The organism is Hydrogenophaga palleronii (assembly GCF_031457455.1).
GTDB classification, from domain to species: Bacteria; Pseudomonadota; Gammaproteobacteria; order Burkholderiales; family Burkholderiaceae_C; genus Hydrogenophaga; species Hydrogenophaga palleronii_A.
Genome location: NZ_JAVDWU010000010.1, coordinates 163,235 through 181,664, shown reverse-complemented (window position 1 = coordinate 181,664; position 18,430 = coordinate 163,235). Strand labels below are relative to the sequence as shown.

15 protein-coding genes are annotated in these 18,430 nt (G+C 67.3%); 8 read left to right on the top strand and 7 right to left on the bottom strand.

The window, feature by feature from the left end; translation table 11 throughout:
- Positions 1–77: 77 nt before the first annotated feature.
- From J2W49_RS20865 to J2W49_RS20845, 5 genes are all read right to left on the bottom strand, one after another.
- Positions 78–926: a class I fructose-bisphosphate aldolase gene (locus J2W49_RS20865; protein ID WP_310320756.1), complete on the bottom strand. Its 849-nt coding sequence runs from the start codon at positions 924–926 to the stop codon at positions 78–80.
- A gap of 110 nt (positions 927–1,036) precedes the next feature.
- Positions 1,037–2,020, bottom strand: a complete 984-nt coding sequence (locus tag J2W49_RS20860) for an aldo/keto reductase (protein WP_310320754.1) — start codon at positions 2,018–2,020, stop codon at positions 1,037–1,039.
- Entirely contained in the window at positions 2,017–3,051 is a 1,035-nt protein-coding gene (locus tag J2W49_RS20855; protein WP_310320752.1) for an ABC transporter permease, read from the bottom strand. Before J2W49_RS20855 ends, J2W49_RS20860 begins: the two co-directional genes overlap by 4 nt.
- Complete coding sequence (locus J2W49_RS20850; protein ID WP_310320751.1) at positions 3,051–4,580, bottom strand: sugar ABC transporter ATP-binding protein; 1,530 nt, start codon at positions 4,578–4,580, stop codon at positions 3,051–3,053. Before J2W49_RS20850 ends, J2W49_RS20855 begins: the two co-directional genes overlap by 1 nt.
- Positions 4,581–4,602: 22 nt before the next feature.
- Entirely contained in the window at positions 4,603–5,640 is a 1,038-nt protein-coding gene (locus tag J2W49_RS20845; protein ID WP_310320749.1) for a substrate-binding domain-containing protein, read from the bottom strand.
- 178 nt (positions 5,641–5,818) lie between these two features.
- Here J2W49_RS20845 and J2W49_RS20840 point away from each other — a divergent pair, with 178 nt between their 5' ends.
- The 5 genes from J2W49_RS20840 (at position 5,819) to J2W49_RS20820 (ending at position 12,305) form a co-directional block, all read left to right on the top strand.
- Positions 5,819–7,309, top strand: a complete 1,491-nt coding sequence (locus J2W49_RS20840; RefSeq protein WP_310320747.1) for an FGGY family carbohydrate kinase — start codon at positions 5,819–5,821, stop codon at positions 7,307–7,309.
- Positions 7,306–9,105: a glycerol-3-phosphate dehydrogenase/oxidase gene (locus J2W49_RS20835; RefSeq protein WP_310320745.1), complete on the top strand. Its 1,800-nt coding sequence runs from the start codon at positions 7,306–7,308 to the stop codon at positions 9,103–9,105. The genes J2W49_RS20840 and J2W49_RS20835 overlap by 4 nt, the downstream gene beginning before the upstream one ends.
- A gap of 68 nt (positions 9,106–9,173) precedes the next feature.
- Positions 9,174–9,869, top strand: coding sequence for a GntR family transcriptional regulator (locus J2W49_RS20830; RefSeq protein WP_310320879.1), 696 nt, complete (start codon positions 9,174–9,176; stop codon positions 9,867–9,869).
- 172 nt (positions 9,870–10,041) lie between these two features.
- Complete coding sequence (gene speB, locus J2W49_RS20825) at positions 10,042–10,992, top strand: agmatinase (RefSeq protein ID WP_310320743.1); 951 nt, start codon at positions 10,042–10,044, stop codon at positions 10,990–10,992.
- Positions 10,993–10,994: 2 nt separating this feature from the next.
- Positions 10,995–12,305, top strand: a complete 1,311-nt coding sequence (locus J2W49_RS20820) for an NAD(P)/FAD-dependent oxidoreductase (protein ID WP_310320741.1) — start codon at positions 10,995–10,997, stop codon at positions 12,303–12,305.
- Between the two features lie 189 nt (positions 12,306–12,494).
- Here the strand turns inward: J2W49_RS20820 and J2W49_RS20815 are convergent, their stop codons facing one another.
- Positions 12,495–13,616: a beta/gamma crystallin-related protein gene (locus J2W49_RS20815; protein WP_310320739.1), complete on the bottom strand. Its 1,122-nt coding sequence runs from the start codon at positions 13,614–13,616 to the stop codon at positions 12,495–12,497.
- Positions 13,617–13,954: 338 nt separating this feature from the next.
- Between J2W49_RS20815 and J2W49_RS20810 the strand changes: the two genes are divergently transcribed.
- Complete coding sequence (locus J2W49_RS20810; protein ID WP_310320737.1) at positions 13,955–14,221, top strand: hypothetical protein; 267 nt, start codon at positions 13,955–13,957, stop codon at positions 14,219–14,221.
- Positions 14,222–14,232: 11 nt separating this feature from the next.
- Here the strand turns inward: J2W49_RS20810 and pdxR are convergent, their stop codons facing one another.
- Entirely contained in the window at positions 14,233–15,732 is a 1,500-nt protein-coding gene (pdxR, locus tag J2W49_RS20805) for a MocR-like pyridoxine biosynthesis transcription factor PdxR (RefSeq protein WP_310320736.1), read from the bottom strand.
- A 396-nt stretch (positions 15,733–16,128) separates the two neighbouring features.
- Between pdxR and J2W49_RS20800 the strand changes: the two genes are divergently transcribed.
- A complete protein-coding gene (locus J2W49_RS20800; RefSeq protein WP_405001063.1) occupies positions 16,129–16,902 on the top strand; it encodes a gamma-glutamyl-gamma-aminobutyrate hydrolase family protein in 774 nt (257 codons plus the stop codon).
- Positions 16,903–16,965: 63 nt separating this feature from the next.
- Positions 16,966–18,327 (top strand): glutamine synthetase family protein, encoded by a 1,362-nt coding sequence (locus tag J2W49_RS20795; protein WP_310320732.1) that lies wholly within the window; start codon positions 16,966–16,968, stop codon positions 18,325–18,327.
- Positions 18,328–18,430: the final 103 nt, after the last annotated feature.

Below are 18,430 nucleotides of genomic sequence, written 5' to 3'. Positions count from 1 at the left end.
GAACGTTGAGGACGGCTGGGGCCGTGGCGGGCGGAATGGGACCGGCTGGCTGAGAACCGGTGCGGCTCAGACAGGGTTCAGGCGGTGGCGGTCTCGTAAAGATCCCAGGCCGCCTGGGCGCTCGCACCGCGGTGGATCATGGCCATCAGTGCCTGCACCACCGCCGCGGGGTTGCGGTGCTGGTAGACGTTGCGGCCATAGACCATGCCGTTGGCGCCCTGGTCCAGCAGCACGCGTGAGCGCTCAAAGACCTGCTTCAGGTCCTCCTTGCCACCGCCGCGCACCAGCACCGGGCAGCGCGCGGCCTGCACCACGCGGTGGAAGTCGGTGGGGTCGGCGGTGGGGTCGGCCTTGACGATGTCGGCCCCCATCTCGCGCGCCAGGCGCACCAGCGTGACGATCTTCTCGGCGTCGCCATCGACCATGTAGCCGCCGCGCGCGCTGTTGGGCGCCATCACCAGCGGCTCGATCATCAGCGGCATCGCGTAGCGGTCGCAGTCGGCGCGCACGCGGGCGATGTTCTGAACGCACTGGCGGAACAGGTCGGGCTCGCCCGGCAGCATGAAGAGGTTGACCACCACGCAGGCGGCGTCCATCTGCACGGCCGGCAACACCGGGTCGTGTTCGTTCTGCAGCACGGCCCACATCACGCGGTGCACCTCGGCGTTGTAGGGGTTGCCCATGTCCAGCCGCATCACCAGCGCGGGCTTGCTGCGCTCCGGCCGGTGCTGCAGCAGGTCGGCCTGGCCCAGGTTCAGCTGGATGGCATCGGGCCCGGCGGCCACGAGTTGTTCCATCACGCGCGGCATGTCCTCCAGGCCCGACAGAAAGCTGGGCTCGTTGCACACCCCGTGGTCCACGGCGATGTCCAGGCAGCGCCCGTTCTGCAGCAGGCGGTTGAGCCTCGCTTGTTTTTTCTCCAGCATGTGTGTCTCCTTGTTCGGGTTCGTTTCGGTTGTTCAAGGACGGCCTCACCCCTGCACCGGCCTGGATGGCCGGCGCATGAACGGGTCGTGTCGTTGGGGAAAGGGCGGGGTCAGCCCATCAGCGCACCCAGGTGGCGGTCTGCAGCGGCATCAATGTGCTGCAGCCCTGCCGGGTCCAGCACCACCGCGCCGGCGCGGGCGTTTTCGATCGCCTGTTTCGGCGTTCTCGCCCCGCACAGCGCCACGGTGACCTTGCCGGCCGCCGTGGTCCAGGCGATCATCAGTTGCGCAAAGGAACATTGCAGCCGGGCGCGCACCGGCTCGATGTCTGCAAAGAAGGCATTGAGCTTTTCGCGGTTGGTGACAGAGAAGCGCGGGTTGTCCTTGCGCTGGTCGTCACCCGCAAACTGGCGGGCGGCGTCCATCGGCCCGGCCAGCAGGCCCAGCGCCAGCGAGGAATAGCCCAGCACCGCCACACCATGCTGCTGGCACAGGGGCACCAGGGTCGACTCGATGGCGCGGTCGATCAGGCTGTAGCGCTCCTGTATCGCGTCCACAGGGCCGTGCCGCAGGTATTCGCGCAGCGTCGGTGCGTCCACATTGCTCACCCCGATGGCCCGGATCTTCCCCTGCTTCTTCAGGGTCAACAGTGCGTCCATGGTTTCTGCCACGGGCGTGGTGGCGTCCTGCCAGTGCGTGATGTAGAGGTCGATGTGGTCGGTGCCCAGCCGCTGCAGACTCTGCTCCACCTCAAAGGCAATGGCATCGCGCCCCAGGTAGCGGTGCACGGCCTGGCCGTCTTCGTCGAAGAAGTGCGTGCCCTTCTTCGTGTGCCACACCAGGCCACATTTGGTGGCGATCACCGCGTCCTGCCGGCGCCCGGCCAGTGCCTTGCCCACCAGTTCCTCGGACCGCCCCAGGCCGTAGGCCGGCGCGGTGTCGATCAGGCGCACGCCCGCGTCCAGCGAGGCGCGGATGGCCTCTACTGCAGCGGCGTCGTCGCCGCCACCCCACATCCAGCCACCCATGGCCCAGGTGCCCAGGCCGATGGCCTCGCACTCGATGCCGGATGCTCCCAGTGTCACTGTCTTCATCGTTTCGCTTTCCTTACGTTCATGAAATGGTCCACCGTCACCGCACCGAGCAGGATCAGGCCCTTGATCACGTCCTGCCAGTAGGGTGAGACATCGAGCAGGATCAGCGAGCTGGTCACCACCGACAGCAATGCCAGCCCCAGCACCGCGCCCAGCACCGTGCCCGAGCCGCCCTTGAGACTGGCCCCGCCGATCACCACGGCGGCGATCACGTTGAGTTCCATGCCCACGCCGAAGGTGGGTGTGGCCGCGCCAAAGCGCGCCGTGTAGATCACGCCCGCCACGCCGGCCATGGCCGAGCACAACACCGTGACCCAGAACTTCACATGCCCGGTGCGGATGCCCGAGTACAGCGCCGCCTTTTCGTTGCTGCCGGTGTAGAACACCTTGCGCAGCAGGGTGGCGCGGCGCAGCGCAAAGTCGCTGATGAGCACGATGAAGCCGAAGATCAGGATCACCACCGGTATGCCGCCCAGCGTGCCCTGGCCGATGTACTTGAACTCCGGCGGCAGCGTGAACAGCGACTGTGGCGTGCCCTGCGTGAGGGCCAGGCACAACCCGCGCACGATCACCATGAAGGCCAGCGAGGCAATGAAATGGCTCAGTCCGATGCCGGTGACGCAGCCACCGATCATGGCGCCGATGAGGGCGCAGCAGAAGATGGCGATCAGGCTGGCGCTCCACGGATCGAAGCCCATCAGAAAGAGCTTGCCGGTGACCACCATCGCGAAGCACACCACCGATCCCACCGAGAGGTCGATGCCACCCACGATGAGCAGCACGGTCATGCCCACCACGACGATGCCTTCGATCGAGAAGGACAGCAGCATGGCCCGGAAGTTGTCCCAGGTGAAGAAGTGCGGCGAGGCAAAGCTCATCACCACGCACAACAGCGCGATGATCAGCAGCAGGCCGGCTTCGCGCAGACTGCCCAGGCGCAGGCGACCCCGGGCAGGGTCCGCGGCCGAGGCGGTGGTGGCGACAGGTGCCGCCAGGGCCACGGCGCTGGCGGATTCGGGTTTGCTCAACATCAATGCATCTCCTCTATGGTGAGACCGGAGGCCAGGCGCAGCAGCCCCTCCTCGGTCATCTCTTCGCCCGCGACCTCGCCAGCCAGCCGTCCTTCGTGAATCACCAGTGCTCGGTCACACAGGCCGATGATCTCCGGCAGCTCCGACGAAATGACGATCACGCCCACGCCCTGGTCGGCCAGGTTGCGCAGGATGTGGTGGATCTCTGATTTGGCGCCCACGTCCACGCCGCGTGTGGGCTCGTCCATCAACAGCACCCGCGGGTGGGTGGCCAGCAGTTTGGCAATGGCCACCTTTTGCTGGTTGCCGCCAGACAGGCTGGCCGCTTCGCAGTCGACACCGGCGGACTTCAGGTTGAGCTGCGCGCCCAGTTCCCTGGCGAGCTGCGTCTCGGCCACGCTGCGGATCAGGCCCCAGCGGGAACTGACCCTGCCAGGTGCCATTGACGAGATGTTCTGTGCCACCGACATCTCCAGGAACACGCCGGCGGCCTTGCGGTCTTCGCTCAGGTAGGCGATGCCGTGCGCCAGCGCGTCGGCGTACTTGGTGATGCGCAGGGTTTCGCCCTGGAGCCGCACCGAACCGCGTCGCGCACGCCGTAGCCCACAAAGGGTTTCGGCCAGTTCGCTGCGCCCCGCGCCCATCAGGCCGGCAATGCCCAGCACCTCGCCGCGGCGCAGCGCAAAAGAGATGCCATGCACGCTCTCGCCATCGGCCAGATCGTTGACCTCCAGCAGCGGCTGATCGGCGTGGCGGGTGGCCAGTTCGTCGCGCTTGGGGGGGTAGTAGTTGCCCAGGTCGCGGCCCACCATCGCGCGCACCAGCGCATCGGGGCTGAGCGCGGCGAGCTCGCCACAGTGCACGTCGCGGCCATCGCGCAGCACCGTGACACGGTCGCCGTGCGCGAAGATCTCGGCCATGCGGTGGCTGATGTAGACGATGCCGATGCCCTGGGCCTTGAGGTCGTGCAGCACCCGGAACAGCGCGACCGACTCCACTTCCGTCAGCGCCGCTGTGGGTTCGTCCAGGATCAGCACCTTGCAGTCCAGCGTCAGCGCCTTGGCGATCTCCACCAGCTGCTGGCTGCAGATCGGCAGCTCGTCCACGCGGCGGCGCGGATCCATGTCCTGCCCCAGCCGTGCCAGCACGCGCGCGGCGCGCTCGTTGAGGTCGCCGTAGTCCATCCACGTGCGCCGGCTCGCGTTGACCTGTGACATGAAGATGTTCTCGGCCACCGTCGCATCGCCGCACAGCGCGATTTCCTGGTGCACCAGGCCGATGCCCAGGCGCATGGCATGCGCCGGGCCGTCGATGTTCACACGCTCACCGTCCAGGAAGATCTCGCCGGCATCGGGCGGATGGATGCCGGCGATGATCTTCATCAGCGTCGACTTGCCGGCGCCGTTTTCGCCGCACAGGGCGTGGATCTCGCCCCGGCGCAGCGAAAACTGCACGCCGGCGAGCGCACGCGACGCGCCAAAGTGCTTTTCGATGCCACGCAACTGAAGCAACGGCGCGTCTGCACTCATTTCTGCCCCCCACGAGCGGTGCTCATTCGTTGATGCCCTTTGTGCCTCGGCGCGTCAGGTACTTGTCCCAGTAGAAGTCGTCGGCATTGGCCTTGCTCACCACCGACAGGCCATTGTCCAGGAAGGGCACGGCCATGGGGTTGGTGCCGTTGCGCTTGGCGTCGTTCATCGGATCGATGAGGCTGGGGTTCTTGGCCAGGAACAGCATCATCATGCCCATGAAGCCCTGCACACCCTGGTTGGGATTGATCGCGCCGAACACATCACCCGACTTGATCATGTCCAGGATCTTGGCGTTCACGTCGCAGCACATCACGCGGATGTCCTTTTTCGTCTCCACCTTGGCTTGCGCGGCGCCCAGCGCCGAGTTGGCTTCGGGCATGAACACCGCCCCGAGGTTGGGGTTGGCTTGCGAGATGCTCAACATGGCCTGGTAGGCCTTGTTCGGGTCCTGGTTGCTGGCGGCGCGGCCGGCCAGTTTCATGCCGGGGTGCTTGGTCTTCATGCGCTCGATGAAGGCCGCGATGCGGCGGTCGTGGTTGTCCTGGCCCGGGTTCTCCAGCACGGCGTATTCGCCCTTGCCGTTCAGTGACGCCGCGATCGCATCGGCCGCCTGCCGGCCTTCGCGGTCGTTGTCCGAGGTGACGAAGGACACGCGTTTGGAATTCGGCGAGTCGGCTGCAAAGGTCACCACCGGAATGCCCATCGCCGCGGCGCGGTTGATCGGCTCGATGAAGGGGTCGGGGTTCATCGGGTGCAGCAGGATGCCTGCGGGGCGGCGGGCCAGTTCCTGTTCGAAGGACGCGAGCTGCTTGTTTACGTCGTATTCGGGCGTGCCGCTGTAGCGGGTCTTCACCCCCAGCGAACGGCCCAGGCTCTTCATCATTTCGTACACCGGGAACCAGTACTCCACGCCCGACACCATCACGTTCATCACGTAGACGTCGTTGGGATTGCCACGCAAGCCCGTGGCCGCCGCCGTCTGTGCCAACGCGCTGCCCATCCCGCCCACCATGCCCGCGCCGGCAACGGCTGCGGTCTTCAAGAAATCACGCCTCATATCTGTCTCCTGTTTACGTTGATCTCGTGGGCTGAACAGCCCCCGACCGGTCGTTTGTCAGAACCACCTAACGCGTTTAGTTGTCATGACAACGATGGAGTATACTGAGGCTGATTCCGGCGCAACCTAGGGAAAACACTGGTGCATCACGGGAAACAACACGACACGATGTCATAACATGAACGCAGACATTTACATCGGTATCGACATGGGCTCCACCGGCCTGAAGGCGGTGGCTTTCGAGGCAGGAAACGGGGCCACCCTGGGCACCGCGGGCGACGCCTTGCCGCACCAGCGCCTGAGCGGCGGTGGTTGCGAACTGGCCGCCGAGGCCATCCGCGACGCGCTTTTCCAGGCTCTGCGCAGCGTGACGCAGCAACTGGGCCCCCGCGTGGCGCAGGTGCGTGCGCTGGCCTGCACCGGCCACGGGGCGGGTTTGTATGCCATGGATGCACACGGCAAGTTGCTGCGCGGTGCGGCGGTGGCCTCCACCGACCAGCGCGCCGCTGGCCGGGCCCGCGCGCTGGCGCAAAGCCACGGTGCCGCGCTGTTCAACGAGGTGGGCTGCCAGCCCTGGTCGGGCCAGCCCACGATGGTGCTGGCCGAGCTGCTGGCCCAGGGCGCCGTGGCGCGCGGCGACATCCGCCACCTGGTGTTTGCCAAGGACTACCTCAGCTACCTGCTCACCGGCGAACTCGCGTCCGACGCCAGCGATGCGAGCACCGCCGGGCTGCTCTCGCTGGCCACGGGCGACTGGTCTTCGCTGGCCTTCGAAGCCGCTGGCCTGAGCGGCCTGGGCGCGGCGCTGCCTTCCCTGGTGCCCAGTGGCACCGTGATCGGCCGGCTGTTGCCCGGTGCCGCCATCGAATGTGGTCTGCCCGCCGGCCTGCCCGTCGCGGCTGGCGCCATCGACCTGCTGGCCTCGCTGGTGGCCGTGGGCGCACCGCAGCGCGGTCAGGCCGTGGCCGTGCTGGGCACCTGGTGTGTCAACGCGGTGGTGGCCCCGGTGCGCGAGCCCCTGCCCGCCGTGGGCGCCGTCGTGCATTTTGGTGTGGCCGATCAGCGGCTCTACCTGGAAAACACACCTTCGTCGATGGCCAACGTGGCCTGGCTGGCGCGCACGATGCAGTTTCCCAGCGCCGCCGCGGTGGTTGAGTGCGCGATGACGGTGCCGCTGGGTGCCGCTGGCCTGCGCTTTGCGCCCTTCATCAACGGGGGTGGCGCACCGCCCAACGCCAGTGCCGGTTTCATCGGCCTGGCCGGCCACCACGACTGCGCCCACATGGCGCGTGCCGTGGTGGATGCCGTGGCCTGGCTGCATGCCCAGCACCTGAGCCGGCTGGCCAGCTTCGGCCTGGGTGCGCCCGGGCGTGTGGCTGCACTGGGCGGCGGCGCGCGCGATGCGCGGCTGGTGCAGCTGATCGCCTCCTTTCTGGGCCACCCGGTGGACCGCTGCGGCGACGATGAAACCGGTGCCCGCGGCGCAGCCCTGTATGCCGCGCTGTCGCAAGGCGCAGGGCTCGACGCCTTGCCCGCGGCCTGCACGCCGGTTGAGCCCGCCCGTGGCGATGACGCACAGGCCCATGCGCAGTTCCGTGCCGAGTTCGCCGAACTCATCGACCGGCTCGCGCCTGCTTTCGCCCACCTTGCGGGGGCCAGTGCACCATGACCCCGACGCCAGCTCCGAACCCCGTCTCACCTCATCCCTTCGTGCGCCCGGCGCAGGTCGCCGGCCGGCACTTCTCCACCATCATCGTCGGCGGCGGCATCAACGGCGTGGGCGTGTTCCGCGACCTGTGTCTGCAAGGCGTGGACTGTCTGCTGGTGGACAAGGCCGACTTTGCGGCCGGTGCCAGCAGTGCACCTTCGCGCATGATCCACGGGGGGTTGCGCTATCTGGAGCACGGCTCGTTCGCGCTGGTCGCGGAGGCCACGCGCGAACGCAACCGGCTGCTGCGCAACGCACCGCACCTGGTGCGCCCGCTCAAGACCGTGGTGCCCTTGTCGAACGCCTTCGGTGGCCTGCTCAGCGGCGCGCTGCGTTTTCTGGGCCTGTCACCAGCGCCCCAGGCGCGCGGCCTGCTGGTGGTGGCCCTGGGCCTGCGGCTTTACGACCTGCTGGGCCGGCGCCAGCGCGTGATGCCCAACCACCGCATCGCGCGCGTGCCACCCCGCGACGGCAGCCTGTTCCGTGACGGCGTGCGCTGGACGGCCACGTTCTTCGATGCCTGGATCAGCCACCCCGAATGGCTGGTGCTGGAACTGCTGGCCGACGCCGGCCGCGACCAGCCCGATTCGGCCGCCGTCAACCATTGCAAGGTGGTGGGCTGTGAAGACAACCGCCTCATGCTGCGCGACGAACTCAGCGGCGAGACCGTGCAGGTCACGGCCGATTGCATCGTCAACGCCACCGGCGCCTGGCTCGACCGCAGCGCCAGTGCACTGCAAGGCGACGCCTCGCGCGTGATGGGCACCAAGGGCTCGCACCTGGTGCTCGACCACCCTGTGCTGCACCGCCTGCTGGATGGCCGAATGGCCTACTTCGAGGCGGCCGATGGCCGCGTGTGCATCGTCTACCCCTTTCTGGGCCGCGTGCTCGTGGGCTCCACCGACATCCCCGTGGACGACCCCGACCAGGCCAGCACCGACCCGGCCGAGGTCCACTACCTGATGGGTGTGCTGCGTGAGGTCTTCCCGCGCCTGAGCTTCGATGCCCGCCACGTGCTCTACACCTACGTGGGTGTGCGCCCGTTGGCGCGCTCGGACGCCGACAAACCCGGCGGCATCTCGCGCGACCACAGTGTGGTGATCGATGCGCCCAACGCCCAACGCAGCATCCCCATGGTGGGCTTGGTGGGTGGCAAATGGACCACCTTCCGCTCGTTGGCCGAGCTGGCCACCGACGAGGTGCTGCGCCTCATCGCCCGCCCGCGCCGGCACAGCACCGCGCAACGGCCCATTGGCGGTGGGGCGGACTTGCCGGACGAGGCTTCCGGCATGAACGCCTTCCTCGCCCGTGTCGAGACCGCCGGCCGCGTGAGCCGGCCGCGCGCCCTGGCCCTGGTCGACCGCTACGGCAGCCGTGCCCTGGCCCTGGCCGAGCGCTTTGCCGCCGAGGGCGATGCTCCTCTGCAGCACGCGCCCGACCACTCGGTGGCTGAAGTGCACTTCCTGTGCCAAGACACCGCCGTGGCGCACCTGGACGACCTGGTGATCCGCCGCACCGTGCTGGCCATCAGCGGCAAGCTCACCGAGGGCTTGCTGGTCGAACTGGCCGATCTCGCGGCCGCCGCTCTGGGCTGGAACCCGGAGCGGCGCCTGGCCGAGCTCGACACCTGCACCCGGCTGCTGCGCGAACATCACGGCGTGTCGCTGGCGCCAGCGGACTCAACCTCGCGTCGCGCCCTGCCGGCTTTCGATGCATCATTGCCCACCGACTCCTTACCCGACGCGATTGCCACGTGAGCTCCACACTGCCCCTTTCCACTTCACCGCTGCCCGTCCTCGATCGCAATGCCAGCGTCCCGCTGTGGATGCAGTTTCGCGACATGCTGCGAAGCCGCATCCTCGGCGGGGAGTTTGAGTCCGACGCCAAACTCCCCACCGAAGCCGAGTTCGGCGAGCAGTTCGGCATCTCGCGCATCGTGGTGCGCGAGGCCCTGGCCGATCTGGTGCGCAGCGGCCTCATCTACAAGATCCGCGGCCAGGGGGCCTTTGTCTCGACCCGCGAACGCGACGAAGACTTCGTCTCCACGGTGCTGGGGTTCTCAGACGAGATGGAGCGCAAGGGCCTCACCGTGCGCACCAAGGTGCTGTCGCAGGAACTGCGCACCCCCACCGCCCACGAAGCCCACGCGCTGGAGCTCAAGGAGGGCGACAACGTGGTGGCGTTGCGACGCTTGCGCAGCGTCGACAACGAACTGCGCCTGCTGGTGGAAACCGCCGTGCCGGCCGACCTGGCCCCGGGGCTGCACCGCGCCCGGCTGGAAAACCACTCGCTCTACGACTTCCTGAAGCGCCAGTACGGCCTGCGCGTGGTGCGCGCCGAACGCTGGATCGATGCCGTCATCCCCGACGCCGACACCCAGGCGCTGCTGGGCATCACCGCCGAGGAACCCCTGCTGCGCATCGAGTCCATTGCCTACGGTGCCAACGGCCGCCCGGTGGAGCATTACCGGGCGCTGCACCGCTGCCAGTCGAGCCGGCTGCATGTGAAGACGACCACCTGAGGGGAGGGCCGGGGCGCCTGGTGGAGGGAAGGCCGTCCGGGCGGGTGGACAGTTCGGCGCTGTTTCAATTGGACCTTCTCGGGCCGGTGCTTAAGCGGTATCGTCCGGGTCCCTTCCCGCTGGGCGCACGCAGCGCCTGGCGTCGCCCTCATTCCCTACCGAAAAGCCCCTCATGGCCCTGGGACAGTTCGCCTACGCCAACAACAGCAACCGCTTTCTGGCCGCGCCCCCGCTGGCCGATCACCCGTTTGCGGTGGCCGGCATCCCTTTTGATGGGGTGGTGACCAACCGGCCCGGCGCGCGGTTTGGTCCGCAGGCCATTCGCAGCGCCAGCCTGATGCTGTGTGACGGCATCCACCCGGTGTTTGACGTGTCGCCACTGGACCATGTGGGCGATGCCCTGGACATGCGCTTGCCGAATGCGTCGCCGTTGCCTGAGGTGCGGCGCCACATCGAAGCGCAGGCGGTGGCGCTGATGGCGAAGCACCACTGCGTGTTTCTGGGTGGCGATCACTCCGTGACCTTGTCGCTGCTGCGTGCTGCGCAGGCGCAGTACGGCGACGGCAAGCCGCTGGCCTGTGTGCACTTCGACGCCCATTGCGACACCTGGACCGACCATTTCGGCGAGCCTTCGGGCCATGGCACCTGGACGTATGAGGCGCTGCAGGAAGGCCTGATCAGCCCCGTACACACAGTGCAGATCGGCATCCGGTCCAGCGGGGAGCGCGCCGCGCGCGAGTACGTGGCCGACCAGGGCGGGCAAATCTTCACCGCGAGGACCTTGCGCGGGCTGGATGGTGCCGGGCTGCGCCCTGCGATTGACGCCATTCGCGCACGCATCGGCCAGCGACCGTGTTACCTCACGCTGGACATCGACGTGCTGGACCCGGCGTTTGCGCCCGGCACCGGAACGCCTGAGCCGGGTGGCCTGACCAGTTCGCAGGTGCTGACGTTTCTGGAGTCGCTGGCCGACCTGAACTGGGTGGGCATGGACTGTGTGGAGGTGGCACCCGCTTATGACCATGCCGAACTGACGAGCAACGCCGCCGCCAGTTTTGTCTGGACGTACCTGAGCGGCCAGGTGGCCAAACGGATGGACCACTTGCCGACAAACGAGGGTTGAGCATGTTCCAGCGTTCGATCGCAGACTCCGACACCCAGCTCAACCAGAGGAGCTACTACGAAGCCAGCGTGCAGCGGCCTGCGCTAGCGCCTTCGCTCCAGGGGTCGATAGAAGCCGACGTGCTGGTGGTGGGTGCGGGCTTTGCCGGCCTGTCTGCGGCGCTGGAGATGGCACAGCGCGGCCTGAGCGTGGTCGTGCTGGAGGCCGACCGCGTGGGCAGTGGTGCCAGTGGACGCAACGGCGGCCAGGCCATCGTGGGCTACGCCAGTGGGCAGGCGCCGTTTGAAGAACAACTGGGTGCGGCCGATGCGCAGCGGGCCTGGGACATGTCGGTGGAGGCGATCGACTTGATCGAGCAGCGCATCGCCGCGCACCAGATCGATTGCGACTGGGTCAAGGGCTATGTGTACGTGGCCGACAGCGCGCGCAAGGCGCGGGCGCTGCGAGAAGAGATCGACGGCCTGCAGGCGCGCGGCGTGGCCTGCGACTGGGTCGAAGGCGCGGACGTGCGCCGCCATATTGACAGCCCGCGCTACGTGGCCGCCGCGTACGAGGACCGTTCCGGTCACCTGCATCCACTCAAGTACGCATTGGGCCTGGCTCGCGCCGCGCAGGCCGCAGGCGTGCGCATTTTTGAGCGCTCACCGGTGACCGGCCTGCAGCGCGGCCGCCAGCTGGTGGCCACCACCGCCAAAGGGCAGGTCAAGGCGCGGTTTGGCGTGTTGGCGGGCAACTGCATGCTGCCGGAGTTCGGGCCCGAGGTCGCGCCGGAGATTGCGCCACGCATCATGCCGGTGGGCACCTACATCGTCAGCACGCCGCCACTGGACCCGGCGCTGTGCCAGCGTCTGATTCCGTCCAACGCGGCCGTGTGCGACAACAACTTCGTGCTTGACTACTTCCGTTTCAGTGCCGATCACCGCATGCTCTTTGGTGGCCGCGTGAGCTACACCACGCGAACGCCCAACAACCTGGAAGCGACCATGCGCGAACGCATGGGCCAGGTGTTTCCGGACCTGCGCGGCGCGCCGATCGAGCATGTGTGGGGCGGGTTTGTCGACATCAGCATGAACCGCGCGCCGGACTTTGGCCGGCTGGGCGACAACCTGTATTACCTGCAGGGCTTCAGCGGCCACGGCGTGGCGCTCACCGGGTTGGCGGGGCAACTGGTGGCCGATGCGGTGGCCGGCCAGGCCGGGCGCTTCGATGTGTTCGCAAGGCTGCAGCACCACCGTTTTCCGGGCGGATCACTGCTGCGCACGCCCAGCCTGGCGCTGGGCATGTGGTGGCATCGCATGCGCGATGCTATGTGAGGCCCCCCCGCAGCGCTTCGCGCTACCCCCCAGGGGGCGGCACTGGCCGTCCGGCAAAGCCGGCCCGGCGGTGCCCCTGGATGGGGCTTCTTCATTCGGGGGGGTCGCACGCCGGAGCCATGGGGAGCGGAGACTCCTTGCGTTCGATTCAGTGGAAGCCGTTGAACCTGATGTCGTCGTAGACGAAGCTCACTGCCTTGGTTCGCCCTGGTCGTTCACGGTGATGGTGCGGCCCGGTTCTTCGGCCATCTGCACCTGATGTTGGCGTCCTCGAAATTCGTAAGACACGTCCCAGAATGCGGGCTGTGCGCCACCTGGCAGGTTCTCGCAGCGCTGCACATCTTGTGTGACGGGCTGGCCGTTGCGGCCGTACTGTGAACCCAGGGCGGCGCCCGCCACGACGCCACCCACGGTGGCAATGTCCTTGCCGCTTCCACCGCCTACCTGGTGACCCAGGATGCCGCCGATGAGCGCACCCGCGATCGCGGCCGGCACATTGGGCTCACCGCGCACTTGGGGCAGCCGTTCCTGTTCGACCCAGCAGCGTTGTCCCGACGTGGCCAGCACCGCCCGCGCCGAGGTCACGTCGGCTTCGAAGAAGCGCTCGCCCCGGCGACGGCGGCTGTCGTACACCGGCACGGGTTCGGGTGCGTAGCGGTTGTTGGCCACACGCGCATCCCACGCCACTACGCGCAGCGAAGTCACCTCGCCGCCCAGGCCCATGGCGTTCAGTGAAGGGTAGCGCCCGGGCTTGAGCACCACACAGCGCCCCCGGAACTGCGCGTTGTCGCAGATCTCCCAGCGTTCACCCAGCACCACGGCCGATTCGGCGCGGTCGTTGAAGCCGGTTCGCTTCATGTTGGGCACATTGGATTCGGTGCTGTAGGTGCGCCCGCGAAAATTCTCCCGTGCATAGAAGGTGAGCTGGGCGGGAACAGGTTCCGGTGCGTAGCGGTTGTCGGCGACGCGTTCGTTGTTGGGCAGCGCGCGAGCAGAGGCCACGCGGTCGTTCAGGCCCATGGCCGCCGGGGTGGGGTAGCGGCCCGGGCGCAGCACCATGCAGTTGCCACGGAAGCGCACCTCATCACAGACCTCCCAGCGCTTGCCCTGGGCCACCACCACCGATTGGGCTGGTTGGTCGAAGCCCTGGCGACGCAGGTTGCGCACCTGTTCGGAAGCGCTCAGTGAGCGGCCGGTGTAGGCCTCTTTCTCGTAGAAGGAAGCCTGTGCGGACGCCTGCGTGGTGAAGGCCGTTGAGGCCACAGCCAGCACGACAAGGACAAGGTGAAACGGGGCGGTTCGGGCGTTCATGTGGGGTCTCCAGAAGGGTGACCGAGCCTGCGGCCATGGTGTGCTTTTGTCTGTGCGACGTCGCACATTGGCCTGAGATGAAACACCCCGCGCCGCTTCGCGTCACCCCCAACGGGGGCGGCACTGGCCGTCCGGCAAAGCCGGCCCGGCGGTGCCCCTGGATGGGGCTGCTTCATGCGACACGGGTGGCGCTCCGACACCATGAAAAACGCAAACCAACCTCGTCCCGGTTTGACGATGGGCAGGGCCCGCGGCACCATGGGGCTTTGTTGCAGGGCATTGGCGCACCAGCAAGTGTGCTGCCCGACCGCCTCCCATCCATTTCCGTTTCAACCGCCATGACGCCGACCACCATTCCCCCCCATGCCCAGGTCGCCCTGCACGAGGGCCGCAAACTGGAGGCCGTGCGCCGCACCCGCGAGGCCACGGGCCTGGGCTTGCAGGAGGCCATGGCCGCTGTGGAGGCCTGGGAAGCCGAGCACCCCACGCCCGAGGCGCTCTACAGGCAGGACGCGCGCGAGCCTGGCGTGGCGCCCTCGCGCCTGGTCGCGTCGGTGGTGGCTGTGCTGGTGCTCGGGCTGGTGGCGTGGGTGTTCCTGGCCTGAGGGCGTTTCGCTCAGGCGGCCGCAGCGTCCAGTTCACGTTGCACGGCCGCGGCCAGCAGCGGGCCGCAACGGCGGATGTCGGCCAGCGGCGCGTAGCCGTAGCCGATCACCAGGCCTTTGAGGTCTGAGCGCTGCAGGCAGTAGGCCGAGAGCGCGCGCACGGTCAGGCCCTGCTGGGCAATGCGCTGCGCCAGGGCCTTGTCGTCGGTGTGCGCGGGCAGCCGCAGGCACAGATGCAGGCCTTGTTCGGCGCCGCTGATGCTGGGGCCGACGCGCGCGTCGGACAGCACGGGTTTGAGGGCTTCAAGCAGGCATTGGCGGCGTTCGGCGTAGTTCTGCCGGGCGCGGCGCAGGGCGCTGGCGAAGTGGCCCATTTCAATGAACTCAGCCAGCGCGGCCTGCACCGGCATCTGGCCCGGGCGGTTCAGGTCGTAGTGCGCCTGCTTGAACGCGTCCACCAGCGTCTTGGGCACCACCAGATAGCCCAGTTTCAGTCCGGGGTACATGACCTTGGAGAAGGTGCCCATGTAGAGCACGCGGCCGTCGGTGTCCAGGCCTTCCAGGCTGGAGATGGGCGGGCCGCTGAAGCGGTACTCGCTGTCGTAGTCGTCTTCCAGCACCCAGGCGCCGTGCCGCCGCGCATTGGCCAGCAGCTGATGCCGACGCGGCAACGACATCACGGCACCGGTGGGGTACTGGTGCGAAGGAGTCACATAGATCAGCTTGGGCGGGTAGGTGTCGTCGCCCATGTCCGGGCAGATGCCCTGGTCGTCCACCGGCACCGGGTGGATCGCCAGGCCGCTGGCCATGAAGGCCTTGGCCGCGCCCCAGTAGGCAGGGTCTTCCACCCACACGGTGTCGCCATGGTCGGCCAGCAGGCGTGCACAGAGTTCGAGTGACTGCTGCGTGCCGGTGGTCACGATGACCTGGTCGGCTTCCAGATGCACGCTGCGGAACACGCGCAGGTAGTCCGCAATGGCGCGGCGCAGCGGCGCGTAACCGCCGGAGGTGTTGTAGTCGAGCATGTCCGGGTAGGTCATGCGCCAGTGCTTGTTCTGCAGCCGCTGCCAGAGCGTGAGCGGGAAGGCGCTGAAGTCGGCAATGCCCGGGGTGAAGGGCTGCACTTCGAGGTCGGTGGCGCAGAAGCGGCTGGTCAGGGCCAGCCCCCTGGCCGACAGGCGCCCCGGCGGCACGGCACTGGCCCACCCGGCTGTGCGCTGGCCGTTGCGCCCGGGCGAGATGCGCGGCACGCTGTCATTCACATAGGTGCCACTGCCCACCCGGCTGGCCAGGTAGCCCTCCACGCTGAGCTGGTTGATGGCAGCCACCACCGTGTTGCGCGAGAGTTGCAGGTCCTGCGCCAGATCGCGGCTGGAAGGCAACCGCTCGCCCGCCCCCAGCTTGCCGTCGAGCATGGCGCGGCGCAGCGCCTCATAGAGCTGGCGGTGCAGCGGCAGCGCATCGTTGGCGCCCAGGCGGTTCATCTCACTGAGCAAAAATTCAGAAAGCATGCAGGTGGTATGTTCGATTTGCTATTCGGAGTCGAATGCCTGATCAAGGCCAAGGTGCACCGTGGAACCGGCTTTGCCGGGCCACCAGTGCGGTCCCCCCTTCCAAGGGGGGAAGACGCGTAAGCGGCGCAGGGGGGATTTCGAAAATGGCACCATGAGGTGGTGCCAACTGGCTCCGATTGTGATCCAATTTGGCCTTCAGAATCAAGCAGTGAGTTCACCCCAACCAAGCCGGAGCGCGCCGCGCCTCGCGAGAAGTGGAGTTTTCCAAGGGCTCCGAAGATCCGGCTCTGCCGGTCCAAGGAGCCGCCCCCTCCCGCCGCAGGCGAGAGAGGGGGGTGACGCGAAGCGGCGCGGGGGGTGGCTCCGAAGGAGCACTTAGTGAACACCAATTGCATGGTTTGGCTACCGGCCGACCACCGCCTCATGGGCGACCACGGGCACCAGATGCCGTTTCTGCTGCTGGGCGACAAATACGCCCGGGCGGTGAAAGAGGGCGCGCGGGCGCAGCCGGTGATGTTTCCGCTGGCCGATGTCGACCAGATTGGCGAGTTGCTGGCGCTGGTCGATGGCGTGATGCTCACCGGCTCGCCGTCGAACGTGCACCCTTCGCACTTTGAAGAGGACGTGGCCGACCCCAGCCTGCCGTTGGACCCGGCCCGCGACCTACTCACGCTGGCCCTGGTGCGGGCCTGTGTGCAGGAGGGCGTGCCCCTGCTGGGTGTGTGCCGGGGTTTCCAGGAAATCAACGTGGCGTTGGGGGGGACCTTGCACCAGCGCGTGCACGACGTGCCGGGCCTGATGGACCACCGCGAACCCAAGACCGCGCCGCCCGATGAACAGTACGCCCCTCGGCACGCCGTGCGCTTTGTGCCGGGCAGCCCGTTTGCGGAATGGGCCAGGGCGGAGGAAACCCAGGTGAATTCGCTGCACGGGCAAGGCATCAACCGGCTGGCCGCCGGCCTGGACGCCATGGCGCATGCGCCTGACGGACTGGTCGAGGCGTTTGCCGTTCGCGGCGCGCGCACTTTTGCGTATGCTGTGCAGTGGCATCCGGAATGGCGCTGCCGCGACACCCCGTTCTACGCCGCCATCTTTGAGGCCTTCGGGCGGGCTTGTCGCCAGCGCCACAGTTTGCGCCTGCAGGCGGCCGATCTGGCCCGGCACTGAAGTCACCGCAGCGCGGTTCGAGACAACCACAACAGAACACAACACACCATGGAAGAACGGCGCATGAATGCCCCCCAAAATTTCAATGATCTGGAGCAATGGCTCAACCGCAACCGCGTGACCGAAGTCGAATGTCTGGTGCCCGACCTGACCGGCGTGGCGCGCGGCAAGATCCTGCCGCGCGAGAAGTTCACCGAAGACCGTGGCATGCGCCTGCCGCACGCCATCGTGGCCATGAGCGTGACGGGTGAACAGCCGGCCAGCGGCGCGTACTTCGATGTGATCGAGCCCACCGACCGCGACATGCAGCTGCGGCCCGACCCGAGCACGGTGCGCATCGTGCCCTGGGCCAGCGACCCCACGGCCCAGGTGATCCACGACTGTTTCGACCATGCTGGCAAGCTGGTGCCTTATGCACCGCGCAGCGTGTTGCGCAAGATCTGCTCGCTGTACGAAGCCGAGGGCTGGGACCCGGTGATCGCCCCCGAACTCGAGTTCTACCTGACCGCGCGCAACACCGACCCCAACACCCTGCTGCGCCCGCCCGTGGGCCGCAGTGGCCGTGCCGAGACCTCGCGCCAGGCGTACAGCATCGACGCGGTGAACGAGTTCGATCCGCTGTTTGAAGAGATCTACGAATACTCCAACCTGATGGAGCTCAACGTGGACACGCTGATCCACGAAGTGGGCGCGGGGCAGATGGAGATCAACTTCTTCCACGCCCACCCGCTGGGGCTGGCCGACGAGGTGTTCTTTTTCAAGCGCACCGTGCGCGAGGCCGCGCTGCGCCACGACATGTACGCCACCTTCATGGCCAAGCCGATCGCTGGTGAGCCCGGCAGCGCGATGCACATCCACCAGAGCATCGTCGACAAGAACACCGGCAAGAACCTTTTCAGCAATGCGGACGGCAGCGCGTCGGAGGCCTTCTACCACTACATCGGTGGCCTGCAGCGCTACATTCCCGCGGCCATGGTGCTGGTGGCGCCCTATGTGAACAGCTACCGCCGCCTGAGCCGTCACACGGCTGCCCCCATCAACATCGAATGGGGCCACGACAACCGCACCGTGGGCATTCGTTCGCCGATTTCGTCTTCGGACGCGCGCCGGGTGGAGAACCGCGTGATCGGCGCCGACGCCAACCCCTATGTGGCCATGGCGATGACGCTGGCCTGCGGTTACCTGGGCATGAAGAACAAGATCAAGCCCAAGCCCGAAATGAAGGGCGACGCCTACCTGGCGCCGTATTCGCTGCCGCGCAGCCTGGGCGAAGCGCTGGACTGGTTGCGCCGCGAAACCGACCTGCACGACATCCTGGGCAAGGAGTTCGTGACTATCTACACCGAAATCAAGGAACTTGAGTTCGACGAGTTCATGAAGGTGATCTCGCCGTGGGAGCGGGAGCATCTGCTGTTGCACGTTTGACCCACCCCCGCGCCGCACCTGCGGTGCGTCACCCCCTCAAGGGGGCACACCCTGAGGCCCGGCAAAGCCGGTTCCTCGGGTGTCCTGGATAACTTCCTTTCTT